The sequence below is a fragment of the Faecalibacterium sp. Marseille-Q4137 genome, from assembly GCF_017377535.1.
GTDB classification, from domain to species: domain Bacteria; phylum Bacillota; class Clostridia; order Oscillospirales; family Ruminococcaceae; genus Faecalibacterium; species Faecalibacterium duncaniae.
Genome location: NZ_JAFREK010000043.1, coordinates 1 through 23,989 on the forward strand (window position 1 = coordinate 1; position 23,989 = coordinate 23,989).

21 protein-coding genes, 1 pseudogene and 1 riboswitch are annotated in these 23,989 nt (G+C 59.7%); of the genes and pseudogenes, 8 read left to right on the forward strand and 14 right to left on the reverse strand.

Annotation, left to right across the window (positions count from 1 at the left end):
- From J3353_RS13480 to J3353_RS13495, 4 genes and pseudogenes are all read left to right on the forward strand, one after another.
- A pseudogene (locus tag J3353_RS13480) lies at positions 1–556 on the forward strand (glycoside hydrolase family 2); the annotation flags it as partial.
- Between the two features lie 150 nt (positions 557–706).
- Entirely contained in the window at positions 707–1,102 is a 396-nt protein-coding gene (locus tag J3353_RS13485) for a hypothetical protein (protein WP_207685056.1), read from the forward strand.
- A gap of 3 nt (positions 1,103–1,105) precedes the next feature.
- A complete protein-coding gene (locus tag J3353_RS13490) occupies positions 1,106–1,945 on the forward strand; it encodes a DUF5685 family protein (protein WP_207685057.1) in 840 nt (279 codons plus the stop codon).
- 107 nt (positions 1,946–2,052) lie between these two features.
- The gene (locus J3353_RS13495; protein WP_005930092.1) at positions 2,053–2,805 is read left to right on the forward strand and encodes a J domain-containing protein; all 753 of its coding nucleotides are present in this window, start codon (positions 2,053–2,055) and stop codon (positions 2,803–2,805) included.
- A gap of 74 nt (positions 2,806–2,879) precedes the next feature.
- Here the strand turns inward: J3353_RS13495 and J3353_RS13500 are convergent, their stop codons facing one another.
- From J3353_RS13500 to thiW, 9 genes are all read right to left on the reverse strand, one after another.
- Positions 2,880–3,833 (reverse strand): hypothetical protein, encoded by a 954-nt coding sequence (locus J3353_RS13500; RefSeq protein WP_207685058.1) that lies wholly within the window; start codon positions 3,831–3,833, stop codon positions 2,880–2,882.
- 130 nt (positions 3,834–3,963) lie between these two features.
- On the reverse strand, positions 3,964–5,361 hold the full coding sequence (cysS, locus tag J3353_RS13505; protein WP_207685059.1) for a cysteine--tRNA ligase: 1,398 nt from the start codon (positions 5,359–5,361) through the stop codon (positions 3,964–3,966).
- A 467-nt stretch (positions 5,362–5,828) separates the two neighbouring features.
- Positions 5,829–6,431, reverse strand: coding sequence for a TVP38/TMEM64 family protein (locus J3353_RS13510; RefSeq protein WP_156062051.1), 603 nt, complete (start codon positions 6,429–6,431; stop codon positions 5,829–5,831).
- 139 nt (positions 6,432–6,570) lie between these two features.
- Positions 6,571–7,575, reverse strand: coding sequence for a 3'-5' exonuclease (locus J3353_RS13515; RefSeq protein WP_156072710.1), 1,005 nt, complete (start codon positions 7,573–7,575; stop codon positions 6,571–6,573).
- 17 nt (positions 7,576–7,592) lie between these two features.
- Positions 7,593–8,414 carry a Cof-type HAD-IIB family hydrolase gene (locus J3353_RS13520; protein ID WP_207685060.1) on the reverse strand — a complete coding sequence of 274 codons (822 nt, stop codon included), beginning with the start codon at positions 8,412–8,414 and terminating at the stop codon, positions 7,593–7,595.
- Between the two features lie 177 nt (positions 8,415–8,591).
- On the reverse strand, positions 8,592–9,902 hold the full coding sequence (gene thiC, locus J3353_RS13525) for a phosphomethylpyrimidine synthase ThiC (protein WP_005930119.1): 1,311 nt from the start codon (positions 9,900–9,902) through the stop codon (positions 8,592–8,594).
- A 203-nt stretch (positions 9,903–10,105) separates the two neighbouring features.
- Positions 10,106–10,744, reverse strand: coding sequence for a thiamine phosphate synthase (gene thiE, locus J3353_RS13530; protein WP_207685061.1), 639 nt, complete (start codon positions 10,742–10,744; stop codon positions 10,106–10,108).
- A complete protein-coding gene (gene thiM, locus J3353_RS13535; protein ID WP_207685062.1) occupies positions 10,731–11,552 on the reverse strand; it encodes a hydroxyethylthiazole kinase in 822 nt (273 codons plus the stop codon). The genes thiE and thiM overlap by 14 nt, the downstream gene beginning before the upstream one ends.
- Positions 11,553–11,564: 12 nt before the next feature.
- Positions 11,565–12,080: an energy coupling factor transporter S component ThiW gene (gene thiW / locus J3353_RS13540; protein ID WP_005930128.1), complete on the reverse strand. Its 516-nt coding sequence runs from the start codon at positions 12,078–12,080 to the stop codon at positions 11,565–11,567.
- Positions 12,081–12,260: 180 nt separating this feature from the next.
- Positions 12,261–12,367, reverse strand: a riboswitch (TPP riboswitch).
- A gap of 192 nt (positions 12,368–12,559) precedes the next feature.
- Between thiW and J3353_RS13545 the strand changes: the two genes are divergently transcribed.
- The 4 genes from J3353_RS13545 (at position 12,560) to J3353_RS13560 (ending at position 16,907) form a co-directional block, all read left to right on the forward strand.
- On the forward strand, positions 12,560–13,849 hold the full coding sequence (locus J3353_RS13545) for an SPFH domain-containing protein (protein WP_207685063.1): 1,290 nt from the start codon (positions 12,560–12,562) through the stop codon (positions 13,847–13,849).
- Positions 13,850–13,863: 14 nt separating this feature from the next.
- On the forward strand, positions 13,864–14,964 hold the full coding sequence (locus tag J3353_RS13550) for a Trm112 family protein (protein ID WP_207685064.1): 1,101 nt from the start codon (positions 13,864–13,866) through the stop codon (positions 14,962–14,964).
- A gap of 12 nt (positions 14,965–14,976) precedes the next feature.
- Positions 14,977–15,771: a TPM domain-containing protein gene (locus J3353_RS13555; protein WP_117505569.1), complete on the forward strand. Its 795-nt coding sequence runs from the start codon at positions 14,977–14,979 to the stop codon at positions 15,769–15,771.
- A gap of 95 nt (positions 15,772–15,866) precedes the next feature.
- On the forward strand, positions 15,867–16,907 hold the full coding sequence (locus tag J3353_RS13560) for a YeiH family protein (RefSeq protein ID WP_207685065.1): 1,041 nt from the start codon (positions 15,867–15,869) through the stop codon (positions 16,905–16,907).
- 212 nt (positions 16,908–17,119) lie between these two features.
- On the opposite strand, the gene J3353_RS13565 is transcribed toward J3353_RS13560, so the two are convergent.
- The 5 genes from J3353_RS13565 to J3353_RS13585 form a co-directional block, all read right to left on the reverse strand.
- The gene (locus J3353_RS13565) at positions 17,120–18,463 is read right to left on the reverse strand and encodes an MATE family efflux transporter (RefSeq protein WP_207685066.1); all 1,344 of its coding nucleotides are present in this window, start codon (positions 18,461–18,463) and stop codon (positions 17,120–17,122) included.
- Positions 18,464–18,648: 185 nt separating this feature from the next.
- Positions 18,649–19,995 carry a dicarboxylate/amino acid:cation symporter gene (locus tag J3353_RS13570; protein ID WP_207685067.1) on the reverse strand — a complete coding sequence of 449 codons (1,347 nt, stop codon included), beginning with the start codon at positions 19,993–19,995 and terminating at the stop codon, positions 18,649–18,651.
- A gap of 172 nt (positions 19,996–20,167) precedes the next feature.
- Positions 20,168–20,683 carry a PTS glucose transporter subunit IIA gene (locus J3353_RS13575; protein WP_035393390.1) on the reverse strand — a complete coding sequence of 172 codons (516 nt, stop codon included), beginning with the start codon at positions 20,681–20,683 and terminating at the stop codon, positions 20,168–20,170.
- A gap of 126 nt (positions 20,684–20,809) precedes the next feature.
- Complete coding sequence (locus J3353_RS13580) at positions 20,810–21,832, reverse strand: low specificity L-threonine aldolase (protein WP_005930152.1); 1,023 nt, start codon at positions 21,830–21,832, stop codon at positions 20,810–20,812.
- A 517-nt stretch (positions 21,833–22,349) separates the two neighbouring features.
- On the reverse strand, positions 22,350–23,989 hold a 1,640-nt coding region (locus J3353_RS13585), incomplete at its 5' end, for a C69 family dipeptidase (RefSeq protein ID WP_242700975.1).

Sequence of the window (23,989 nt, forward strand, 5' to 3'; positions counted from 1 at the left end):
CCAGAGCACAGCCCCGCAGGTGGCGGCCATCCTCAACGAGATGCGCCGGGACGCGCTGAACCTTTCGCCTCTCTCCCGGGCGCGGATGCTCTCCCTGCGGCTGGGCGCAAACGACCTGCTCCGGATGTACTACAAATACATCGGCGTGCTGGGCGGTCCGTCCAGCGTCTACCGGTTTGAGGCGGTCTGGCACGGGCGCACCGTCCGCACCGTGGTCAAGGAGCCGGTGCAGTCGGTCCGGCTGGAATGCGTGGTGCACAATCCCATCCTGACCGACGGCCCCACCTGGGACTGCGCGGCGGTCAGCCTGCGGGCCATCGACCAGAACGGCAACCTGCTGCCCTACTGCGGCGAGGCCGTTCAGCTCAGCGTGGAAGGCCCGGTAAAGATCCTGGGCCCGGCCATCGTCCCCCTGCGGGGCGGCATGGCGGGCACCTACCTTGCCACCACCGGTGAAGCAGGCCGTGCCGTGCTGCACTGCCGGATGGAGGGCGCGCTGGATGTGGAGGCCGCGCTGACTGTGCGCAAGCGCTCCGGTGCAGAGAATGCCAATTAAATTTCGTCCTTTCATGGTAGATTTGCAATCTGTTCAAAGTTTTATCATGGTTGGCTGATATTCTATTGTTGTGAACAATCAAACGCCCTCTCTGTCCATGCGTTCGCGTGGCTGAGAGGGTTATTCTTGAGGACAAAGGACCGGAAATCTATGAGAGAGAAACTTCGTCAGTTTATGATCGGCCGCTATGGCACCGATGGCCTGAACCAATTCCTGAGCATTGCCTCGCTGGTGCTGCTCCTCATCGCCATCATCAGCCGGGTCAGCCTGTTCACCTATCTGGGCGCGGCCCTGCTGATCTTCTGCTACTACCGCACCTTCAGCCGGAACATCTCCAAGCGCACCGAGGAGAACTACAAGTTCTACACCCTGAAGGACCGGGTGGGCAACAAGTTCAAGGGCTGGAAAGAGCAGTGGGCCAACCGCAAGGTCTATCACTACTACCGCTGCCCCCAGTGCCGCCAGAAGCTGCGCGTGCCCCGCGGCCGCGGCCGCATCCAGATCTCCTGCCCCCGCTGCGGCACCCAGTTCATCAAGAAGAGCTGAGCCATGTTCGGATATGTTATCCCGAATCAGGCCGCGCTCAGCCCGGAGGCACAGGCGCGGTACCGCGCGGCCTACTGCGGGCTCTGCCGCCGCATCGGCGCGCTGCACGGCACCCGGGGGCGGCTGACCCTGAGCTATGACCTGACTTTTCTGGATCTGCTGCTGTGCAGCCTGTACGAGGGCGAAAGCGCCTGTGCGATAGGCTGTGACCACTGCCCCATCCACCCCATCCGGAAGGTGGAGTGGCGTTCCAGCGGCCCCACCGATTACTGTGCGGACCTGAGCGTGGCTTTGCACTACTACAACGCGCAGGACAAGTGGAACGATGACCACAGCCTGCTGGGCCTGGGCTTTGAAAAGATGCTTGCTGCCCCCACGCAGAAGGCCGTCGCCCGCTGGCCCCGCCAGTGCAGCGCCATCCGCACCTGTCTGGATCGACTGGCCCGGTACGAGGCCGAGGGCAGCGAGGATCTGGATGCCGTTTCCGGCTGCTTTGGGGAACTGATGGCCGAGCTGTTCGATTACCGGCAGGACCACTGGTCACCGGAGCTGCGCAGCATCGGCTTCAATCTGGGCAAGTATATCTACCTGCTGGATGCCTACGACGACTTGGCCCGGGACGAGCGCAAGGGCGCATACAATCCCCTGCGCACCCTGAGCAGAGAGCCCGGGTACGAGGAAGAGATGCGGGAGATCTTTGAGCTGCTGCTGGCCAACTGCGCCCGCAGCTTTGAGCGCCTGCCCTGTGTGGAGGACGTTGACCTTCTGCGCAACATCCTGTATTCGGGCGTGTGGCTCAAATATCACTGCAAAAATGCAAAAAAGAAGGACAAAACCGCCTGATCCCGGCGGTTTTCCTTGATTTTTCCGTTCCAGTCCTGTACACTAAAGATTGCTTGTGCGGCACAATGGCCGCACAGATGGTAATAGAGACGTGAGGAAGTAGACCGATGAGAGACCCCTATGAGGTTCTGGGCATCCAGCGCGGTGCCAGTGAAGACGAGATCAAAAAGGCTTACCGTGCCAAGTGCAAGCGCTGGCACCCTGACCTGAACCCCAACGACCCCACCGCCGAAGAGCACTTCAAGGAGGTGCAGGCGGCATACGATGCCATCACCAAGGGCGAGACCGGCCCCCAGATGGGCGGCGGCTACGGCGGTGCCTACGGCCAGCAGAGCGGCCCCTCCTACGGCGGCTATCAGCAGGGGTACCAGCAGAACGGTTACTCCAACGGGGATTTCGGAGACTTCGGCTTCGGCTACGACCCCTTCGGGTTCGGGTTTGGCTTTGGCGGCAATTATCAGCAGCAGCGCGGCCCCGGCTACAACGGTGCAGACACGCCTGAGATGCAGGCCGCACGCAACTTCATCGTCAACCAGCGCTACCCCGAGGCCCGCCGCGTGCTGGACGGCATCACCGTGCGCACCGCCCGGTGGTACTATCTCTCCTCGCTGGCCAATCAGGGCCTGGGCAACAGCATCGATGCCCTGCAGGATGCCCGCCGCGCCGCCCAGATGGAGCCCGGCAACACTGAATACCAGATGAACCTGCGCAATCTGCAGGACCCGGGCCGCACCTACCGCACCCAGACCACCTACGCCCAACCCGGCGGCCTGATGCGCTGGTGCTGGAGCATGATCCTGCTCAACCTGCTGTGCAACTGCTGCTGTGGCGGCGGCTGGGGCTGGCGGTTCCGGATGTAAGCACAAAAATGATATAAGGACAATTAAAAAATCCCTCCCTGCCGGCGTGGCAGGGAGGGATTTTTGCTGTTTGATTACTGGATCACAATGGTCCGGCTGATCTCGCTGCTGGAGTAGTTTCCGGCGGCTTTGGCCGTCTGGACATACTCGCCGGGCTCGGTGGGGAACCCGCTCTGGGTCGTGCCCAGGAAATCGAAGAGACTGCTCTTCTTTTTATAGGTGTAGGTCACCTTGCCGCCCTCGACCACCTGGCCGTCGCTTTCGACCACTGCGGTGACGTTGTAGTTCTGGGCCTCTGCCGCAGTCATGCTGGCGGGGAGCTCCTGTGCCCAGTAGACACGCACCCCCGCACTCTTGGGCTTGATGCGGAAGAACGCCATACCGGCGGTGTTCACATCACCGGATTCCAGCGCCACAGCACCGCCCACATAGCTGCCGGCTTCCGTGGGCTGCTCGTCCAGATAGATGCGGCTGAACACGCCCTCGGGCAGATATTTGCGGATGAGCTCCAGCGCCAGCTTCATGCCGGTGGAGACATCCTTCAGCGTGGGGATGTAGAATTTCAGGACATCCATCACAGAGACCACTTCATCCGCCACCCGCAGCAGCACGCTCACGTCGTTGCCGTCGATCAGCTGCTTGATGTAGGCGTAGATGTTGAACTCCTCTTCCTGCTCAGGGTTCGCCGACATCTTTTTCGGCAGGGGGATCATTTTGAGCAGAGTGCGGATCTTGCCCGAAAGGATCAGGGTCACATAGCCCTGCGCTTCGCCGCTGGTGCCCATCACCACGCCGATATACTGGGTATCTGCCGGGGTGGTCTGGACGCTCAGGGTAAAGGGGGAGCCATAGGTCAAGTCCCCGTCTGCGGTCAGGCGGATCGAGACAACGCTGTTGTTCTCATCCACGCCTGCGGTGGTCAGGTCAGGCAGTTCGCTGCCCGCCGAAGCCGCCAGCGCCGGTGTGGCCGCCGCACTCAGGGCGAACACTGCCGCCAGCAGCAATGAGATCAGCCGTTTGGTTTTCATCAGCCAAAGACCTCCTTTTATATAGGTTCTTGTATCATGCAAAAATAAGGGTGCGTGGAACACACAGCACAGTGTTCCCGCACCCTCATTTTACCGCATTGTACCGTACAGGTCAATAACGGGATTCAAGTTAAATTTTGCTCAGCTGCGGGCCCTGGGCGGTATCTTTGACAGCCCAGCCCATCTCGGTGAGCTGCGCACGGATGGCATCCGCAGCGGCCCAGTCCTTGGCCTTCTTGGCGGCGGCACGCTTTTCCACCAGCTCCGTCACCTCGGCGGGCACCTCGTCCTTCTTGCGGTTATACATCAGGCCCAGCACGCCGGTGATCTCATCGAACGCCTTGGCGGCAGCCTCCAGCGCAGCCTTGGAGGAGGCAGCGGACAGGGTGTTGATCTCCTTGACCAGATCGAACACGGCAGCCAGCGCATCGGGGGTGTTCAGGTCATCGTCCATGGCCTTGCAGAACTTGGCGCGGGCCTCGTCTGCCTTGGTGGTCAGGGTCTCATCGGTGCCGAACGCGGTCTTGCTCAGGGCAAAATCGAGGTTCTCGCGGCAGGTGTAAAGGCGCTCCAGGCTGTTCTTGCAGCTCTCGATGAGGTCCACGGTGTAGTTCAGGGGCATCCGGTAGCCTGCGGTCAGCATAAAGTAGCGGATGGGCTCGTAACCGTAGAGGTCTGCCACATCGCGGACGGTGAAGAAGTTGTGCAGGCTCTTGGACATCTTCTGGTTATCCACGTTGATGAAGCCGTTGTGCATCCAGTAGTGGGCAAACTCGCAGCCGTTGGCGCACTCGCTCTGGGCGATCTCGTTCTCGTGGTGGGGGAAGATCAGATCCTGACCGCCGCAGTGCAGGTCGATGGTCTTGCCCAGATGGGTGCGGCTCATGGCGCTGCACTCGATATGCCAGCCGGGGCGGCCCATACCATAGGGGCTTTCCCAGGCGGGCTCGCCGGGCTTGGCAGCCTTCCAGACGGCAAAGTCGGCGGGGTCTTCCTTCAGGTCATCCTCCATCTGGCTGCGCAGCTCGCGGTTGCCGCTCTCCAGATCGTCCAGCTTGAGGTGGCTCAGCTTGCCGTATTCCGGGTCGCTCTTGACGCGGAAGTAGACATCCCCGTTCTTGGCGACATAGGCGTGGCCGGAATCGATCAGGTCCTTGACGATGTCCAGGATCTGCTGGATGTGCTCCGTTGCACGGGGCTGGACGGTGGGCTTTTTGCAGTTCAGACCGGCGGCATCCTTGAGGTACTCGGCCTCAAAGCGCTGGGCCACTTCCTTCATGGAGGTGCCCTCCTCCTGGCCCTTCTTGATGAGCTTGTCATCAATATCGGTGATGTTGGAGACATAGATGACCTTGTTGCCGCGGTATTCCAGATAGCGGCGCAGGGTATCGAACACGATCAGCGGGCGGGCATTGCCGATGTGGATATAGTTGTAAACGGTGGGGCCGCAGACATAGATGCGGTATTCGCCGGGCACCTGCGGCACAAACTCTTCCTTCTGGCGGGTCAGGGTGTTGAAAATCTGCATAAGAACTCTCCTTCTTGTAGGGCAAACAAAAGCCGCAGCAGAACCTCTCAGTCTCGCTTCACTCGCCAGCTCCCCTAATAGGGGAGCCCTTGGCAAAGAGGGCAGCTCCTGCGAATCTGCCTGAAAAAACAAAAGCCCTCAAAGCAATATGATATCGCATATCACTTCGAAGGCGGTTTTCAAAATCGCGGTTCCACTTCTGTTTGTCGCTCAAAGCCGATAACGGCGGCTGCCGCGCTGCGATACTCCCCAGCAGGTTTCCCGCGGCGTGCTGCCCGGGCGCACTTCACACACGCTGCTGCAAACAGGCTCCCAGCCAACGGCCCGTTCTCTCTGTCCAGCTCACCTTTGCGCTACTCTGCCCGGGTAAACGCATTTTTCCTGATACATCTGTATTATAGCCGGGCCGGGGGGAGAAGTCAAGCAGAACGCAGGCGCTGGCATTTCAGCGGCAGCTCTGCGCCGATTCAATCGATCTCGTGCTTTTTACAGAAGTGCTTGCTGGCAAAGTACATTCCCGCCCAGATGGCGATGGCAAGCACGAGGTAGAACGGGTTCTTCATGGCAGACACCAGCGACTGCCCGAAAAGGGCCATCATGGCCACCATCACGCCCTTGCCCAGCAGCATGGTGACAAGGTAGCGCTTCTCGTCAAAATCAGAGATGCCAAAGGCAAAGTGCATAAAGGACGAGGGCGTAAAGGGCAGGAGCGACAGCATGAACAGGGACGCTGTGTCGAACCGGCTGACCCATTGCTCCGCCTTTTGCAGCTTGGCCGAGCGGCGGGCAAATTTCCAGAAAAAACGCTTGACGACACGCCGCCAGAGCAGGAACATCACAGTGCCGCCCAGCATCACCCCGGCCCAGCTGTACACAAAGCCCAGAAGCCCGCCGTGGGCCGCAACATTCAGCGCCACAATGGCGATGAGCGGCAGCGGTGGAAAAAAGGATTCCACCATCGCAAGGATCACGGGCGCAATGGGGCCAAGGTCGCCAAAGCCTTCCAGCAGGGCCTCCCAGAATTCCAGCGTTCCCAGCTGGTGGAGCCAGCCTATCATCGTCATTTCCATCCCGCGTGTTCCTTCCCTCTCATTTTTCTTTAGTATATCCGGTTTCTATGACACGCCCGTGAACAAAATACGAGCTTTTTTTGTCCTATCACCTATACTACGAGACTGCGGGGGCCTTTCCTGCACAGGGCGGGGATTTTTATGCTTTTCCGGCGGCTTCAGCGGCGGCCTTTTCGGCCCGGGCCTGCATCCGCTCGATCTGCTGGGCGCGCATCCGTTCCCAGCGGGCAAGCCCGGCTTCGTCCGGGATCTGGACGCAGCGGGCAAAGCTCCAGTGCAGGCCGTCCCGCCGGGCCAGCTTATAGCGCTGGAATACGCCCTTTCCAACCTCATTGCCGGTACCGGCGCAGGCAGGGCAGACAGACAGAGTATACCAGCCGCTGTTGCCCTTTTTCAGCCAGATATCATCCGGCTGCAGATCCCCGCCGCACACCGGGCAGCTGGCAGTGATGATCTTTGGGTCGCTGCGCCAGGTGGACTGCTCCACATAGCCGCGGAACACCCGGAAGTCCCGGTAATCGCCGGGGGCGGGGCAGAGACTTGCCCGCAGAGATTCCTCCTCGGTGGGGTAGGCCGCCAGACCCGCCCGCAGGTCAAGCTTACGGCAGACATCGGCGGTGTAAAGGGTATCGGACAGGGCATCGTGGAACGGGCGCTCCATCGGGATGCCCATCCGGGTCACAACGCTTTCCAGCGTCATGCCCTCGCCCTCCTTGCGGGGGTGCTCCCGCAGGAAGATCTGCTGCAGATCATACCACTGGGTGGGGCGGCTCTCGTCCAGATTGCAGAGGAAAAGGTTCTGCTTGAGCACCGGCACGTCATCCATGCCCCACTCGGCAAACTCGGCATCCGGGCCGCACCACTGCATAAAGCGGCGCAGGCCCTGCACGATGGGCTCGCCCCGGTCCAGGTCGGCCTGGGTCAGGCCCGTCACCTTGGCGATGTGGTGCTGCAGGGTGCGGAAAATGCGGGGCCGCAGGTGGATGGAGAAGGTATCCAGCACGTTGGCATCCTCGTCGATCTTCACTGCGCCGATCTCGATGATCTCGCCCCGGAAGGTCTGCTGCACGCCATGATAATTAAAGATGTACGGCTTATAGCCGATGTTCCATTCCAGATCAAATAAAACCAGATTGCGTGGCATTGTTGTTTGTGTTCCTCTCAGTTCAGGATAAATTTTTCGATGGCCTCGGCCACGCCGTCGTGGTTGTTGTCGGCGGCGGTGACGTAATCGGCCACAGCCTTGACGGCATCCTCGGCATTCTGCATGGCAACGCCCACCCCGGCATAGGAGATCATGGAGCGGTCGTTCAGGCCGTCGCCGCAGGCCATCAGGTTCTCCCGGGTCAGGCCCATCCGCTCCAGCAGAGCGGCAAGGCTCCTGTCCTTTGCCACGCCCAGCGGCACGGCCTCGATGAAGAAGGGGCTGGAGGGGTACAGGTCGATCCGGCCCGCAAACTGCTCCTTTCCGGCGGCGCAGACAGCATCCCGCCGGGCAGGGTCAAGAGTGATGAGCATTTTGCAGATCGGATAGTCCACATAGGAGGCCAGATCATCCACATGGATCATCGGCAGCTTTGTGGTAAAGCACTCCTTGTTTGCCCACACGTCCTGATCCCGCTCACACACGATGCCCTCGCTGTTATAGGTCAGGATGGCCACATCCTGCCGGGCTGCAAATTCGCAGAGCTCCGGGACGAACTCCGCCCCCAGCTGCACCTGATACAGGGCCTCGCCGGTCACGCAGTCCACGATCTTGCCGCCGTTGTAGGCCAGCACACAGCCGCCCTTTTTGTCCAGCCCCAGCGCCTTTGCCAGCGGCAGAATGCCCGCTGTGGGGCGGCCGGAGGCCAGCACGATGGTCACGCCCTGTGCGGCGGCGGCATCCAGCGCCGCGCGAGTGCGGGGGGTAACGATCTTTTCGTCATTGGTCAGGGTGCCGTCCAAGTCCAGAGCCAGCACCCGGATATTCGATCTTGCCATGATTTTTATTCCTCGTTCTCAGGCAGGGGCTTCCCGCCGGATATTTTATTACTTACCCATCTATTTTACAATGCTTTCCCTTTTCTGTAAAGCAGGAAACGTGCGCCCCGCCCAGGAGCACACAAAAAGCCGCCCGGCGAGCAAAACCGGACGGCTGAGAAGGAAGAAAACGCTGTGTTACAGGATGTCGATGTATTCCCCGGCCAGTGCCTTGTTCATGCTGCGGACGGCGCAAAACTTGCCGCACATGGAGCAGGTGTCGCTGTGGTCATCCTCAGGCAGGCGGGCATCCCGGATGGCCTTGGCGGTCTCGGGGTCGAGAGCGCAGGCGAACTGGGCATCCCAGTCCAGCACGCGGCGGGCATCGCCCATCTTGTCGTCGATATCCCGGGCATGGGGGATGCCCTTGGCGATATCGGCTGCATGGGCGGCGATCTTGGAGGCCACGATGCCCTGCTTCACATCGTCCACGTTGGGCAGAGCCAGATGCTCGGCGGGGGTGACATAGCACAGGAAGGCTGCACCGCTCATGGCGGCAACGGCACCGCCGATGGCAGCCGTGATGTGGTCATAACCGGGGGCAATGTCGGTAACGAGGGGTCCCAGCACATAGAAGGGAGCGCCCATGCAGATGCTCTTCTGCACCTCCATGTTGGCGGCCACCTGATTCAGAGGCACATGGCCCGGGCCCTCCACCATGACCTGCACGTTGTGTGCCCAGGCGCGCTTGGTCAGCTCGCCCAGACGTACCAGCTCCTCGATCTGGCAGACATCGGTGGCATCGGCCAGGCAGCCGGGGCGGCAGGCATCGCCCAGCGAGATGGTCACGTCGTGCTCGGCGCAGATCTCACAGATCTCGTCAAAGTGCTCGTAGAAGGGGTTCTCGTTGCCGGTCATGCTCATCCAGGCGAACACCAGAGAGCCGCCGCGGCTGACAATGTTCATCTTCCGCTTGTGGGTGCGGATCTGGTCGATGGTCTTGCGGGTGATGCCGCAGTGCAGGGTGACAAAGTCCACGCCGTCCTCAGCGTGCAGGCGCACCACGTCGATGAAGTCCTGCGCGGTCAGGGTGGCAAGGTCGCGCTGATAGTGGATGACGGAATCGTACACGGGCACAGTGCCGATCATCACGGGGCACTCGTGGGTCAGCTTCTGGCGGAAGGGCTGGGTGTTGCCATGGCTGGACAGGTCCATGATGGCTTCCGCGCCCATATTGACAGCGCTCATCACCTTTTCCATCTCCACGTTGTAATCCTTGCAGTCGCGGGAAACGCCCAGATTCACGTTGATCTTGGTGCGCAGCATGGAACCGATGCCCTCGGGGTTCAGGCAGGTGTGGTGCTTGTTGGCGGGAATGGCCACCTTGCCCTCAGCCACCAGCTGACGGATCTCCTCCGTGGTGCGGTATTCCTTTTTGGCCACGATCTCCATTTCCGGCGTGACGATGCCCTTGCGGGCAGCGTCCATCTGTGTGGTATAGTTCTGCATGGTACTTTCCTCCAAATGACAGTTTATCTCTGAACAGCAGGGTGCTGGTCATACAGGGGTAGGGGCAGGCAGCCGTCATTCAGAAAAAACAGTACGCTCTGGATGCCGGCACCTGCGCAAAATACGCTTTTCATGTTGGTTTTCTCCATGAATTTTGTAACGCGGCCCAAGGTGGTGCCCCCGGTTTGCCGCGGGATGACAGATTATTTTACGATCTGCTCCGCCAGTGCCTTCAGCTCCCTGCACTCGGCCTCGATGTCCTCCGCGCCGAAGATCGCGCTGACAAGGGCCACACCGTTCACGCCGGTGCCCTTGAGCCGGAGCAGGTTCTCCTTGTGGATGCCGCCGATGGCCACAACGGGGATGTCCACGGCATCGCAGATGGCTTTCATCATGCCCTCGGGCAGAACGTCCACGTCCTCCTTGGTGTGGGTAGAGAAGGCTGCCCCCACGCCCAGACAGTCGGCACCGTGCCGGACGGCCTCCAGGGCCTCCTCCACGCTGTGGACGGATACGCCGATCATCATCTCATCGCCCACGCGCTGGCGCACCTGAGCAGCGGCCATATCCTCCTGCCCCACATGGATGCCCTCGGCGTGGCAGCGGATGGCAATGTCCACGTTATCGTTGATAAAAAAGGGCACGTTGTACTTTTTGCACAGGTCGTGGAGCTCAAACGCCTCCTTCAGGAAGGCTTCCTCGTCCAGCTCCTTTTCCCGCAGCTGAACGCAGGTCACGCCGCCCTTCAGGGCGCTCTCCACCTGCTGATAGAGGGTCTGACGGCCCACCCAGGCACGGTCGGTAACGGCATAGAGCCGCATATATTCTTCAGCGCACTTCATACTTGGCACCCTCTTCCAGCTGAGCCGGAGTCATATTGTAAATGGCATCAATGATGTAATTGCGGTAGGTAGCGTTGCCGTCCAGCGGGGTCAGCCGTGCATGGGCGATCTCGCCCGCAAGGCCCATGGCGCAGACGGCGGCAGCTGCAGCCTCCAGCGGCTGACCGGGGTTGGCAGTGAGAAAGGCCGCCGTCAGGGCAGAGAGCTGGCAGCCCGTGCCGGTGATGGCACTCATCATCGGGTGGCCGTTGCGGATGCAGTAGGCTTTTGCCCCATCGGCCACGATGTCAATGGCACCGGTGATAGCCACAACGGCACCGGTCTTTGCGGCAAAAGCCTTGGCAAAGGCCACCGCGCCGTCCAGATTTTCCTCGGTGACCCTGTCGGCCACATCGGCATCCACGCCCTTGGTGGTGCCCGCGCCGGAAGCCAGCGTCTTTACCTCGGAGATATTGCCCCGGATGACCGTGAACCGCACCTCGTCCAGCAGGCGGTAGGCCGTCTCGGTGCGCAGGGCGGAAGCGCCTGCGCCCACAGGGTCCAGCACCACGGGGTGGCCCAGTGCATTGGCCTTTTTGCCTGCCTTGAGCATGGATTCAATGGTGCGGCTGTTCAGGGTGCCAATGTTGATGTTCAGCCCGCCGCAGATGGTGGTGATATCCTCCACCTCGGCGGCATCGTCGGCCATAATGGGCGAAGCACCGCAGGCCAGCACCATGTTGGCGCAGTCGTTCACGGTGACGTAGTTGGTAATATTATGAACGAGGGGGCTTTTGGCGCGGACATTGGCAAACTGCTCTGCAAACATGACGCACCCCCGTCAGGAAAGGCTGCTCTGCATGGAGCGCAGGGCACCGGAGTGCTGCAGGCTGTACACCAGCACGCCCGCAATGACCGCACCCACAGCGGTGGAGATGAGGAAGGGCACGATGTAGGCGTAGAACGCGATATCACCGGCGCTCTTGCCCATCAGGCAGATGGCCACCGGGTAAGCGCACAGGCCGCCCAGAATGCTGGTGCCGAACACCTCGCCCACCAGGGTGGCGATCAGGTTTTTGGTCTTTGCGTAGACCAGGCCGCAGAGCAGGGCACCAAACATGCTGCCCGGGAAGGCCATCAGGCTGCCCAGACCCAGGATATTGCGGAGCAGCGAAGCCACAAAGGCCACGCCCACGCCCCACCAGGGGCCCAGCAGCACGGCGCAGAGCACATTGACCATGTGCTGCACAGGGGCGCACTTGCTGCCGAACATCGGGAAGCTGAACACACTGCCCACCACGCACAGGGCGCAGAACATTCCAGCGAGAGCCAGCTTTTTCACAGAGAATTTTTTCATTGGTAACTCCTCTTTCTCAAAAAGCGGTCGAGGCTTGCTGGCCTCCTCTCACGCCGGAACACGGCTTCCCATCGCAGTTATTTCAAGGCTCAGGGCGCTCCCCCTCAGCCCGGAGCCGCCCGTTGCGGCGGCTTGCGGCAACAAAAAACAGGAGACACCACAGCGGTGCCTCCTGCAAAAAATCATTTTCCTATGACTTCCTACGGCGGCATTATCCGCATCAGGTCAAGGGTCGAAGTTTGGTTACTTCCTCTCAGCCCGCCTTACGAGCTCCCCTGTGTTTTGTTTTTCGTAGGGTATTGTACACCCGCCGGGGCAAAAAAGCAAGAATAAGTTTTTCTTTCGCCTTTTTGCCGCCTTTTTGCCAAATCGCTTTTACAATTTCCCGGATTATGTTATACTTGTCCCAAATTCCGCAGCGCCCGGGGGAGTCATTCTCTGCTTTGGGGCACTGCCCGGCACAAAAGGAGATTGAAGTTATGGGTCTCATCAAAGCAGCCATGGGCGCGGCATCCGGCGTGATGGGCGACCAGTGGAAGGAATATTTTTATTGTGACGCTCTGCCTGCGGAGGTGCTGGCCGTCAAGGGCCAGAAACGGACCAATGGCCGCTCCGCCAACCGGCACGGCAGCGAAAACGTCATCTCGGACGGCTCTGTGATCGCCGTGGCCGATGGCCAGTGCGTGCTGATCGTGGAGCAGGGCAAGGTGGTGGACCTCTGTGCCGAACCCGGCGAGTACACCTACAGCACCGGCACCCAGCCCTCCCTGCTCAGCGGCGGGCTGAAGAACATCGACAGCGTGTTTGCCGAGCTGGGCAAGCGGTTCAGCTTTGGCGGGCAGGCCGGTTCCGACCAGCGCATCTACTATATCAATACCCGGGAGCTCACCGGCAACAAGTACGGCACCCCCAACCCGGTGCCTTTCCGGGTGGTGGACCAGCGCGCCGGTATCGATATCGACATCGGCATCCGGTGCTTCGGCGAGTACAGCTACCGGGTGGTCAACCCCATCCTGTTTTACACCAATGTCTGCGGCAATGTGGAAAACGCCTACACCCGCGACGCGCTGGACGGCCAGCTCAAGACCGAGCTGATGACCGCCCTGCAGCCCGCCTTTGCCCGGATCAGCGAGCAGGGCATCCGCTACTCCGCCCTGCCCGGCCACACCGCCGAGCTGGCCGAGGCCCTGAATCAGGAGCTGAGCGCCAAGTGGAGCAGGCTGCGCGGCATCGAGATCGTCTCTCTGGGCGTTTCCGGTGTCAAGGCCAGCGAAGAGGACGAGCAGATGATCAAGGAGCTGCAGCGCAGTGCGGCCTTTATGGACCCCACCCGCGCCGCCGCGCATCTGGTGGGCGCACAGGCCTCCGCCATGCAGGCTGCCGCCTCCAACACCGCCGCCGGTCCCGCCATGGCCTTTATGGGGATGAACCAGGCCGCTGCAGTGGGCGGTGTCAACGCCCGGGATCTCTACCAGATGGGCGGCCAGCAGACCGCCGCGCAGCCTCAGGCCGCACCGGCCGCTGGCTGGACCTGCAGCTGCGGCCACACCGGCAACACGGGCAAGTTCTGTGCCGAATGCGGCAAGCCCCGGCCCGAAGCCCCGGCTGTCTGGGTGTGCAGCTGCGGTGCAAAGAACACCGGCAAATTCTGCTCGGAGTGCGGCAGACCCCGGCCCGCCGCCAAGTGCGCCAACTGCGGCTTTGTACCCGCCGACCCGGCCAACCCGCCCAAGTTCTGCCCCGAGTGCGGCAAGCCCTTTGGGGCCTGAGAGGGGTCTGACGCATGGCTGAAAAGACAACGAATTATCAGTGCCCGGCCTGTACCGGCCCCCTGCACTACGATGGTGCCAGCGGCAAGCTGGTCTGCGATTACTGCGGCTCGGCCTACGACGTAAAGGACATCGAGGCCCGCTACGCCAAAAAGCAGGCCGCTGCCGACACTGCCGCCGAGGGCGATGCCAAAAAAGCCGCCCGCCTGCCCCGGCAGGACAGCCCGGTGTGGAGCGAGGCCGAGGCGGAGGGCCTGAACAGCTACTCCTGCCCCACCTGCGGGGCCGAGCTGGTCTGTGACGAGACCACCGCCGCCACCACCTGCCCCTACTGCGGCAACCCCACAGTGCTGGGCGGCAAGCTCTCCGGCAAGCTGAAGCCGGAGTACATCCTGCCCTTCAAGCTGGACAAAAAGACCGCCATCGCCCAGCTGACCAGATATTACAAGGGCAAGGCCTTCCTGCCCAAGGCGTTCAAGAGCCAGAACCACATCGCAGAGATCCAGGGCGTATATGTTCCCTTCTGGCTCTACGATGCCAAGGCCGACGCGCGCGGCCGGTACGAGGGCCAGAACTCCGAGAGCCACCGCGAGGGTGATTACATGGTGACCACCACCCAGCACTACGATGTACGCCGCGAGGGCTCGGCCGCCTTTACCAAGGTGCCGGTGGATGGCTCCAGCAAGATGCCCAACACCCACATGGATGCCATTGAGCCCTTTGATTACGGTGACCTGAAGCCCTTCTCCACGGCCTACCTGCCCGGCTATCTGGCCGACCGGTATGACGAGGATGCCGATGCCTGTGCCGAGCGCGCCTACCGCCGGATGTACAACTCCACGGCCGATGCGCTCCACGCCACCACCGGCGGCTACAGCGAGATCCACCCCATTTCCGAGAACATCAACGTGGATATGACCCACGCCCACTACGCCCTGCTGCCGGTCTGGATGCTCCACACCCGGTGGAAGGACAAGGACTTCCTGTTCGCCATGAACGGGCAGACCGGGCGGCTCATCGGCGACCTGCCGGTGGACAAGAGCCGGGTGGCCGCGTGGTTTGCGGGCATCAGCCTGCCCCTGATGGCAGTGCTGGCGTTCCTGCTGTTGTTATAAGGGGGTGGCAGAATGAAACACACTGCAAAACGCTTTGCCGCCCTGCTGGCCGCTCTGGTGCTGGCGCTCTGCCTGAGCATCCCCGCCTTTGCCGCCGCACCGCTGGTGCGGGACGAGATGGGCCTGTTCGATGCGGATACTTACAGCCAGCTGGAAGCTTCCGCCGAAGCCGCCAGCGACGGCCACGACTGCGACGTGTATTTTCTGGTGGTGGACAGCATCGGCGATGCCGACCAGCGCCAGTACGCCAAAGATTACTACCTTGCCAACGGTCTGGGCAGCGGCTCTGAACAGAGCGGCATCCTCTTCCTGCTGGCAGTCGGCTCCCGCAAGTATGTCACCATCACCTACGGCGGCGGCGTGACAGCCTTTACCGATTACCGCATCGAGCAGATCGAAGATGCCGTTGTTCCCTATCTCTCGGACGACGACTGGGCCGAGGCCGCCTCCGAGTACCTCTCCATGTGCGCCGACACACTGGATTTCTACGCCGAGCACGGCGAACCGCTGGATGTTGACAACGACACCAGCGGCTGGCCCATCCTGCTCCTCATCGTCATCGGCGTTCCCATGATCATTGCCGGTATCGTCTGCGGCGTGCTGTACAGCCAGATGAAAACAGCCCGGCTCAAGACCGAGGCCAACGATTACATCGGCGCAGGCTTAAAGCTGCGGGTGCAGGTGGACAACTACACCCACACCGACCGTGTGCAGGTCTACGACCCGCCCCACGAGGAGAGCAGCAGCTCCGGCGGCTCCTCCGTGGACAGCGACGGCTTTGGCGGCTCCTCCGGCGGCTCGTTCTGAGCGCCCTTTTCTCCAGCAATAAACCACCGGTTCTGCCGGTGGTTTTCGCTTGTTTTTATTTCCGTGCAACTCGCAAAAGAAAGGAAACCCAACGAATGTCAAAGAAGATCACCGCCCTGATCCCCGGAGCCGCGCTGGCACTGGGCATCGCCTGCATCGCCAAGTGGCTGGAAACGCTGGAAAGCAGCGCCGGGCTCCACCTCATTGGCGCATCGGTCATCGCCCTGTTTATCGGCATGGCCATCAATGCGTTTTTCCAGCCCAACAAAACAACCGCGCCGGGCATCAAATTCACCTCTAAGAAGGTCCTGAAATTCGCCATCGTCCTTCTGGGTGCCAGCCTGAACATCCGCACCGTGCTGACCGTGGGCCGTTTTTCGCTGACGGTCATGCTCTTCACCCTGGCCACCTGCTTTGGACTGGGCGCACTGATCGGCAAAGCGCTCGGGCTCAACTGGAAAACCAGCAGCCTGATCAACGCCGGGACCGGCATCTGCGGCGGCTCTGCCATTGCCGCCATTGCGCCGGTGATCGAGGCCGATGACATGGATATCGCCTACGGTATGTCCGCCACCTTCCTGTTCGATACGGTGATGATCGTTGTGTTTCCGCTCCTCGGCCGGTGGCTTGGGCTTTCCGATGCCGCATTCGGTCTCTGGGCCGGTACGGCGGTCAATGATACTTCGAGCGTTGTAGCCACCGGCTACGCTTTCAGTGAAGCAGCCGGCGACTTTGCAACGATGGTCAAGCTGACCCGCACGCTGGCGATCATTCCGGCTGTTCTGGTCTTTGCCGCCATCAACCTGCACCTGAAAAAGAAAGAGAGTGCCCAGGCCAACGGTGTCAAGGTGAGCATCCGTTCCATTTTCCCCTGGTTCATCCTTGCGTTCCTTGCCATGTCCCTGCTGACCAGTCTGGGCCTTCTGCCCACCGGGCTGGTTTCCGGCCTGAAGACCATCAGCAAGTTTCTGATGGTCGCGGCTCTGGCGGCCATTGGTCTGAACACGAACTTTAAATCACTCTGCCGTTCCGGCGCAAAGCCCATGCTGCACGGCTTCATCATCTCCACATTGGTCGTTCTGGTCGCCATTGGCGTTGAGTACATGATCGGCATTGCACCCTACGGCACGCTGTAACGCTCCTGCCAGCTGAATTTTCCCACAAAGAAAGAGCAGTGCTCTCCAATGGGTCCACCCACCGGAAGCACTGCTCCTTTATTGTTCCGCTTTGCTCCACAAACGCGAACTTGTCGGGGCAAAGCCCCTCCATCTTGCTACGCAAGACCGTTCTTTCGCTTAAAAGCCCCACTGGGGCTTTCATTGTTCTGCTTCGCTCCACAAACGCGAAGTTATCTGGTTGATGCCATTTTATCAGTCGGCCACGATCTCCTGAGAGCCCCATAGGAGATTAAGAAGTTCGCAAGCCAACCAGCTGGTACCGCAAGCCAGACAAAGGCAATGCCGAAACGCGGTGCACAGATCAGGGCAACGGACAGACGAATCGCAAGGTTCACCATGTTTGCAACGAGGAACGGACGCATAATTCCGAGACCGCGAAGGACTCCATCGGTTGCCATCTTGATACCCATGAAGATGAAAAAGTAACCAAGCCATCTCATATAGTCACCAGACACCTGATAGGCCAACGCCGTTCCGTCTTTTCCCAAGAACAGCGAGGAAATCTGCGTGTGCAGCGCTTCAATGACCACAAACGCAATGGCTGCAAAGCACAGATCCAGCACCAGTGCAGCGTGGTACCCTTTTTTGATGCGTTGGGGCTTGCCTGCGCCAAGGTTTTGGGAAACAAACGGCGAAACCGCATTGCCGATGGAGACAAAAATCAAAGAGAACACATTCTCTACTCGCATCGTCGCCGAATAGCCTGCCAGCGCCTGTGTGCCGAATGGATTTACAACTGCCTGCACAATCAGCATACCGATGGACACCGTAGACTGCTGAAGAATCGACGGCACGGCAATTTGCAGCATGGATTGCAGCTCCCGCCAGTCAAATCGTTGAAATGGGCTCTCGTATCGCCGCATCCGATGAAGAAAAATCAGAAAGGAAAATATGGCGGAAATGCCTTGGGCAATCAAGGTTGCAAGAGCGGCACCGAACACGCCCAGACCAAGCCCAGCAACCATCCAAAGGTCCATAAAAATATTCAGGACAGAAGAAAAAATCAGGAGTGCCAAGGGAATTCTTGATTCACCGATGGAGGTGAACATGTTGGAGAGAATGTTATACATAAACAAGAACGGAAAGCCCGCAAAATAGACCCGCAGATACAGCACCGCCTCATCCAGAATGTCGGGAGGGGTTTGCAAGCCCCGCATCATCGGGAGGGAAAAGCATAAGCCAAAAACGCCAAGGACAATGCTCAGAATCAAAAAGCTGAGCAAGGACGTTGACACAATGGTTTTCATTTTGCCATATTCTTTGGCACCGAAATAGCGGCTCACCAGCACACCGGCACCTACGCCGGCTCCCAGTGCCACACAAATGAACACATTGGTCAATGCTGCACAGGCACCGACAGCTGCAAGTGCAGAAGAACCAACAAACTGGCCGACAATAATGGAGTCGGCCATATTGTATATTTGCTGAAAAAAACTCCCAAGAATCATCGGCATTGCAAAAACCGTCAACGCTTTGAGGGGCGCATCGGTTATCAAATACTCATCTTTCGACATTCTCATATTCCTCCTTGGTACTTGTATTGTGGTATCCGCTTTATTTGCCTTCACAACCTCCGAGTTATTGAACTGAGCCGAGTATACCACACTCTCCCCACAAATACTACCGCACAAAAAACTCCCATGCTCACATCGGAAGATGCTGTGCATGGGAGTTTTGCTGCGCCTGTTACGGCGTATTGTTACTTATTGAAGGTCTCCTCGTTCAGCAGGCCCTCGCTCTTGGCAACGCAGATGCTGGCAACTGCATCACCCACCACGTTCAGGGAGGTGACCAGCATCTCGATGGGGCGGTTGATAGCCAGGATCAGGGAGTAGGCCAGCAGAGCGCCGTCGTTGACGAAGCCCATGCCGGACAGGATAGTGAACAGGATGACAGCCCCAGCGCCGGGAGCGGCGGGGGTGCCCACAGACGCCAGCAGGGCCAGCAGGGCGACCACGACCAGCTGGCCGGGGGTGACGGTGTAACCGGCACAGCCTGCAATGAACACGGTGGCAATGACCTGCATGATGGCGGTGCCGTCCATGTTGATGGTCATGCCCAGCGGCAGGACGAAGGAAGCGATGCTCTCATCCACGCCGAACTCTTCCTCGCACACCTTGATGTTCAGGGGCAGGGTGGCGGCGCTGGAGGAGGTGGAGAAGCCAAACACTGCCACGTTGGCGATCTTGCGGATGAAGGTGAAAGGGTCCAGCTTGGCACCCAGTGCAATGACCAGCGGGTAGGCAATGATCAGGAAGGCCAGCAGCAGGACCACCGTGACCACCACATAGACCAGCGCGGGCTTAAGGTAATCGATGCCGTAGATGGCGAAGGTGCGGGTCAGCAGCACAAAGACTGCAAAGGGAGCAAAGTTGCTGACGATGAAGTTCAGGAACACGACCACCACATCGTTGACCTCGCCCAGCAGGCGGCGCAGGGTCGCGGTGCGGCTCTCGCCCAGGGTGTTCATGCTCAGGCCGATGGCCACTGCCAGGAACACGCTGGAAAGCACAGCGCCATTGCTGCCAAAGGCAGTGATGATGTTGGAGGGGATGATGTTCAGCACCACGTTCAGGGGGTTGGAACCGGTGGAACCGCTGGCTTCTGCCAGACCCTCGATGCGGGTGTTGAACAGGCCCATGGAGTAGGTGCCGTAGCCCACACAGCCTGCCAGCAGCAGCGCCAGGAAGGAGCACAGCAGGAACCAGAACAGGGTCTTTGCGGAAATGCGACCCATGGTGCGGGTGTCTGCAATGCTGCCGATGGCCAGCGAAATGGAGGTAAAGACCATGGGGATGATCACCAGCTGCAGCGCCTTGATGAAGAGCTGGCCGATGATGTAGAAGATGCCAAAGGAACGCTCAGCGCCCTCGGCGGTGATATCCTGGAACAGCAGGTTATTGATGGTGGTCCAGGTCTGTGCCTGACCGCTGGCGTTCAGATGCTCCCGCAGGAACATAAAGGCCAGACCGGCCACCAGGCCGCAGACCAGAGAGATCGCCATGCGTTTTGCAAGGGATAATTCGTGCTTCTTTTTTGTTTCCATATACTTTTCCTCTCACAGTACCGGTTTTTGGCTCACACTTTGCCTACTCTAGCACAACTCCCCCTGCAATGCAAGAGAAAATCGCGCAAAATACAGCATTTTTTGCAAATAAGTACGACTTTTCTCCGCAAAAATCCCCCGAAAGCACTCTGCCTCCGGGGGATCTGCTCACTTATTTCTTGAACTTGAACACCGGCGTGCCAGCGGCAGCATCGCCGTTTGCAACAACACTGATCTCCGGCAGGTCATCACTGTTGGTCACGATGAGAGCCGTTGCAGTGGGGTGGCCTGCGGCGCGGATGGCTTCCAGATCCACCTTCAGCAGCGGGGTGCCGGCCTTGACCTTGGCCCCTTCTTTGGTCAGGGAGGTAAAGCCCTGTCCCTTCATCTCCACCGTGTCCATGCCGACATGGATCAGCAGCTCAATGCCGTCATCGCTCATCATACCAACGGCGTGCAGGCTTTCGGGCACCTGCGTAACGGTGCCGTCAAAGGGAGCATAAACGGTGTCGCCGGTGGGCTCCACTCCACAGCCGGGGCCCAGGATCGCAGAGGCAAAAGTCTCGTCAGGCAGCTGCTCCAGCGGGATCACCTTACCGTCAATGGGAAGCATGACCGTCATCTTCTGGCCGGAAAATTTCGTCTCGGATGCGGCCTTGCCGCCAAAAAGCTTGTCAAAAAAGCCCATAATACAAACCATCCTTCCACGGTGCACAAAGTGCAGCCTTTATCCAGTTAAGAATAGCATATCCGCGCGGGAAATACAATCTGCATCCTGCACAAAGAGACGCTCCGCCGTTTGGCAGGTGTGCCCTTACATCAGCTCCAGCAGCTGCTCCACCTCTTCCATCCGGGTGGCCCAGCTGGTGGCAATGCGGACAACGGTGTGGGTATCATCGTACTTCTCCCAGAAGCCGAACTTGGCCTTGCCTTCCAGCGCGGCCAGCTGCTCATTGGACAACACGATGAACACCTGATTCGTGGGCGAATCCATGAAGAACGAATAGCCCTTTTCGGCCAGTCCCTTCTTGAGCACGGCGGCGGTCTCAATGGCATTTTTGCTGATGGTCTGGTACAGGTCATCGGTGAACAGCACATCGAACTGGATGCCCAGCAGACGGCCCTTTGCCAGCAGAGCGCCCTGCTGCTTGACCATGGTCATAAAGTGAGCCGGTGCGCCGTGGGGGAACACAACTGCCTCGCCGCAGAGCGCACCCACCTTGGTGCCGCCGATGTAGAACACATCGGTCAGGCGGGCCACATCGGCCAGCGTCACATCGGTGCCCTCGGCGGCCAGACCATAGCCCAGACGGGCACCGTCCATGAACAGCGGCATGTGGTACTTATGGCAGACAGCAGACAGCGCTTCCAGCTCTGCCTTGGTGTACAGGGTGCCGTACTCCGACGGGTGGGAGATGTACACCATGCCCGGGAACACGAGGTGGTCCATATTGCCATCGGCATAGAAGGTCCTGCACCAGTCCTCAACCGTCCCGGCATCCAGCTTGCCGTTGGTGTGCGGCAGGCCGATGACCTTGTGGCCCGTAAACTCGATGGCACCGGCCTCGTGAGCGGCCACATGGCCGGTGGATGCGGCCAGCACACCCTCCCAGCGGCGCAGCATCGATGCAATGACGATGGCGTTGCTCTGGGTGCCGCCCGAAATGAACCAGACATCGGCATCCGGTGCGCCGCACGCCGCGCGGATCTTCTCCCGCGCACTGGCGCAATAGGGATCGGTGCCGTAGCCGGAGACCTTTTCAAAGTTGGTCTCCACCAGCTTCTGTAAGATTGCCGGATGCGCACCCTCGCAGTAATCGTTTTCAAAATACAGCATATACTTTCCCTCGCTCTGCATTCAAGATAAACCTATTATCTGCTTTTTGCGCAGGGTTGTCAATGTAGAACCCCCGCGTGGGCGGGGAAAAGTATTACACCTTTTTCTCAGCTTTACAAGCAGATCCTTCCGATTCAGCAAATGACACAAAAACCGCCCCGATCTCCTGTTACGGAAACCGGGGCGGTTCACTTGCTTTATTTGTGCTTTTTCAAGCCCTCACGCAATCACTTGCGGGGGTTCTTGATCGCAGCCTGAGCGGGTGCCAAAATTACAGAGCGTTCGGAGTAACGATGATACGTTATTTGTGAATTTCCAGTATGTTTTACCCCATCTCCGCAATGATCTTCTCCAAATTTTCTTCCTGCAAATAGAATTCCGGCAGTTTTGCCTTGTCATATAGAACGAATGGGCGGCGTTTGCAAGGAGCAGTCACGCACAAAGCGCCCCCGGCTTCCTGTCATGGAAACCGGGGGCGCTGCGGTTTTATGGGAAACGCCTCAGGCGCTGCAAAGCCTCAGTGCAGCAGGGAGCTGACCCATGCCCGGGCGGCCGTCTTGGCCTGGAGCTTATTGTACATCTTCAGGGTGGTGTTGTACACCTTCTGGCTCATGGCATTGCTGGCGTTTGTGGCGGCAGCCTGCTTGGCCTCCAGCGTGTCGGCAGCGGCAACGGCGGCCTTCATATCGGCGTAGTCGGCCATGATCTCCTGCTGGAGCGCGGCGTAGCTGGCCTTGGCTGCAGCCTGATCCTTTGCGGTGACCTGATTGCCATTGCTGCCGTAGGTCAGCAGGTTGGAGAGGGCATCACGCACGCCGTAGAAGGAGTCGGTCCAGTCGTCCGGGTAGGTATAGTAGCGGCCCTTGGCATCCTGATACCAGACGCCCTCGGTGGGCTGCTCGTCGGAGCGGGTGACCTTATGGACCGAGACCTTGTAGACATCTGCGGTGTCGGTGGTCAGCATCGGATAGTAAGGGACGAAGGCGTTGTACACGTCGTCGTCAAAAGCAGTCCACTCGGTAATGGCGGTGTTCAGATCGCCGGTGGCGCTCACCTGGAACAGATGAGTCTCCACATTGCCCGTCTTGCCGATGGGCTCGGTCTGAAAGAAGTGGATGGAATCCTCCACCGAGAACTTCTTGGTCAGCTGGATATTGGAGTAGACCGGGACGATGGCACCGTTCTCGCCGACGTTGCTGATAGCAAAGTCGGTCTCGCTGTAGTTGTCCTTCGTAAAGGTGTCGGTGCCGTACAGGTAGTTCAGGCCGGCTGCCATGCGGTCCGATGCGATGTCGCCGTTGTAGGAGGCATCCAGATCGATGACATTGGCAGCGGCATCGCCCACAAAGGTACCGGCCTTCTGGGCCACGGAGATCAGGTTGGCAGAGGCCACCACATGGTCGGTGTCATCCAGATCGATCTTGCCCATAGCGGCGATGTTGGGCTGCATGAAGACCACGCTGGAGGAGAGCTTCAGGGCAAGGTAGGTGTGGCCCGTCAGGTTCTCCACGAACCAGGTCTCGTTCTGGTCGGCAATGAACACGCCGGAGCCGCCGGCTGCACCGGCGTTGTCGTAGATAGAGGTCAGCAGGGCAACACCCTCGCGGGCCGTGGAAGCTTCGCTCAGCAGCACCGTGGTAATCTCGGCTTCCTCAATGCCGTTGTCCACATAGGGGTCTACGCTCAGCACGGCATCGGTGCCGTAGAGAGACTCGGTGGCAGAGACCATGACGCCCTTCTCGTTGGTGCCAGCCTCCTCATAGGGGGTGTGCTCGTGGGTGCTGTCGCAGTCCGGGCAGACACCCAGACCGTTGTCGTCCCGGCGGGCGGTGTAGCGGTAGCTGTCGTGGGTGAAGGTGTAGGTAAAGCCGTAGCAACCCTCGTACACCTCGCCCGCGGTGTGCTTCCCGGCGGGGCTGATGTTGAACAGCTTGTTGTAATCGTTGGTGCCCAGATCCTCGATCCGGCCAAACATGGTGGTGCCATCCTCGGTGAGGTCGCTGCCGACATAGAGTGCCGTGCAGGCGAAGGCGGAAGGAACCACGGCAAGCGTCATCGCACAAGCGATGAAAGCCGCAGCAATTTTCTTCTTCAAAGACATAATAGTATCGATCCCTCTCTTGTTGATTGTCGGCATTTCGTCGGCAGGTGTTATAA

Coding starts and splice junctions, on each gene's coding strand:
- J3353_RS13485 (WP_207685056.1), top strand. CDS start 707: ATGAGAGAGAAACTTCGTCAGTTTATGATCGGCCGCTATGGCACCGAT.
- J3353_RS13490 (WP_207685057.1), top strand. CDS start 1,106: ATGTTCGGATATGTTATCCCGAATCAGGCCGCGCTCAGCCCGGAGGCA.
- J3353_RS13495 (WP_005930092.1), top strand. CDS start 2,053: ATGAGAGACCCCTATGAGGTTCTGGGCATCCAGCGCGGTGCCAGTGAA.
- J3353_RS13500 (WP_207685058.1), bottom strand. CDS start 3,833: ATGAAAACCAAACGGCTGATCTCATTGCTGCTGGCGGCAGTGTTCGCC.
- cysS (WP_207685059.1), bottom strand. CDS start 5,361: ATGCAGATTTTCAACACCCTGACCCGCCAGAAGGAAGAGTTTGTGCCG.
- J3353_RS13510 (WP_156062051.1), bottom strand. CDS start 6,431: ATGGAAATGACGATGATAGGCTGGCTCCACCAGCTGGGAACGCTGGAA.
- J3353_RS13515 (WP_156072710.1), bottom strand. CDS start 7,575: ATGCCACGCAATCTGGTTTTATTTGATCTGGAATGGAACATCGGCTAT.
- J3353_RS13520 (WP_207685060.1), bottom strand. CDS start 8,414: ATGGCAAGATCGAATATCCGGGTGCTGGCTCTGGACTTGGACGGCACC.
- thiC (WP_005930119.1), bottom strand. CDS start 9,902: ATGCAGAACTATACCACACAGATGGACGCTGCCCGCAAGGGCATCGTC.
- thiE (WP_207685061.1), bottom strand. CDS start 10,744: ATGAAGTGCGCTGAAGAATATATGCGGCTCTATGCCGTTACCGACCGT.
- thiM (WP_207685062.1), bottom strand. CDS start 11,552: ATGTTTGCAGAGCAGTTTGCCAATGTCCGCGCCAAAAGCCCCCTCGTT.
- thiW (WP_005930128.1), bottom strand. CDS start 12,080: ATGAAAAAATTCTCTGTGAAAAAGCTGGCTCTCGCTGGAATGTTCTGC.
- J3353_RS13545 (WP_207685063.1), top strand. CDS start 12,560: ATGGGTCTCATCAAAGCAGCCATGGGCGCGGCATCCGGCGTGATGGGC.
- J3353_RS13550 (WP_207685064.1), top strand. CDS start 13,864: ATGGCTGAAAAGACAACGAATTATCAGTGCCCGGCCTGTACCGGCCCC.
- J3353_RS13555 (WP_117505569.1), top strand. CDS start 14,977: ATGAAACACACTGCAAAACGCTTTGCCGCCCTGCTGGCCGCTCTGGTG.
- J3353_RS13560 (WP_207685065.1), top strand. CDS start 15,867: ATGTCAAAGAAGATCACCGCCCTGATCCCCGGAGCCGCGCTGGCACTG.
- J3353_RS13565 (WP_207685066.1), bottom strand. CDS start 18,463: ATGTCGAAAGATGAGTATTTGATAACCGATGCGCCCCTCAAAGCGTTG.
- J3353_RS13570 (WP_207685067.1), bottom strand. CDS start 19,995: ATGGAAACAAAAAAGAAGCACGAATTATCCCTTGCAAAACGCATGGCG.
- J3353_RS13575 (WP_035393390.1), bottom strand. CDS start 20,683: ATGGGCTTTTTTGACAAGCTTTTTGGCGGCAAGGCCGCATCCGAGACG.
- J3353_RS13580 (WP_005930152.1), bottom strand. CDS start 21,832: ATGCTGTATTTTGAAAACGATTACTGCGAGGGTGCGCATCCGGCAATC.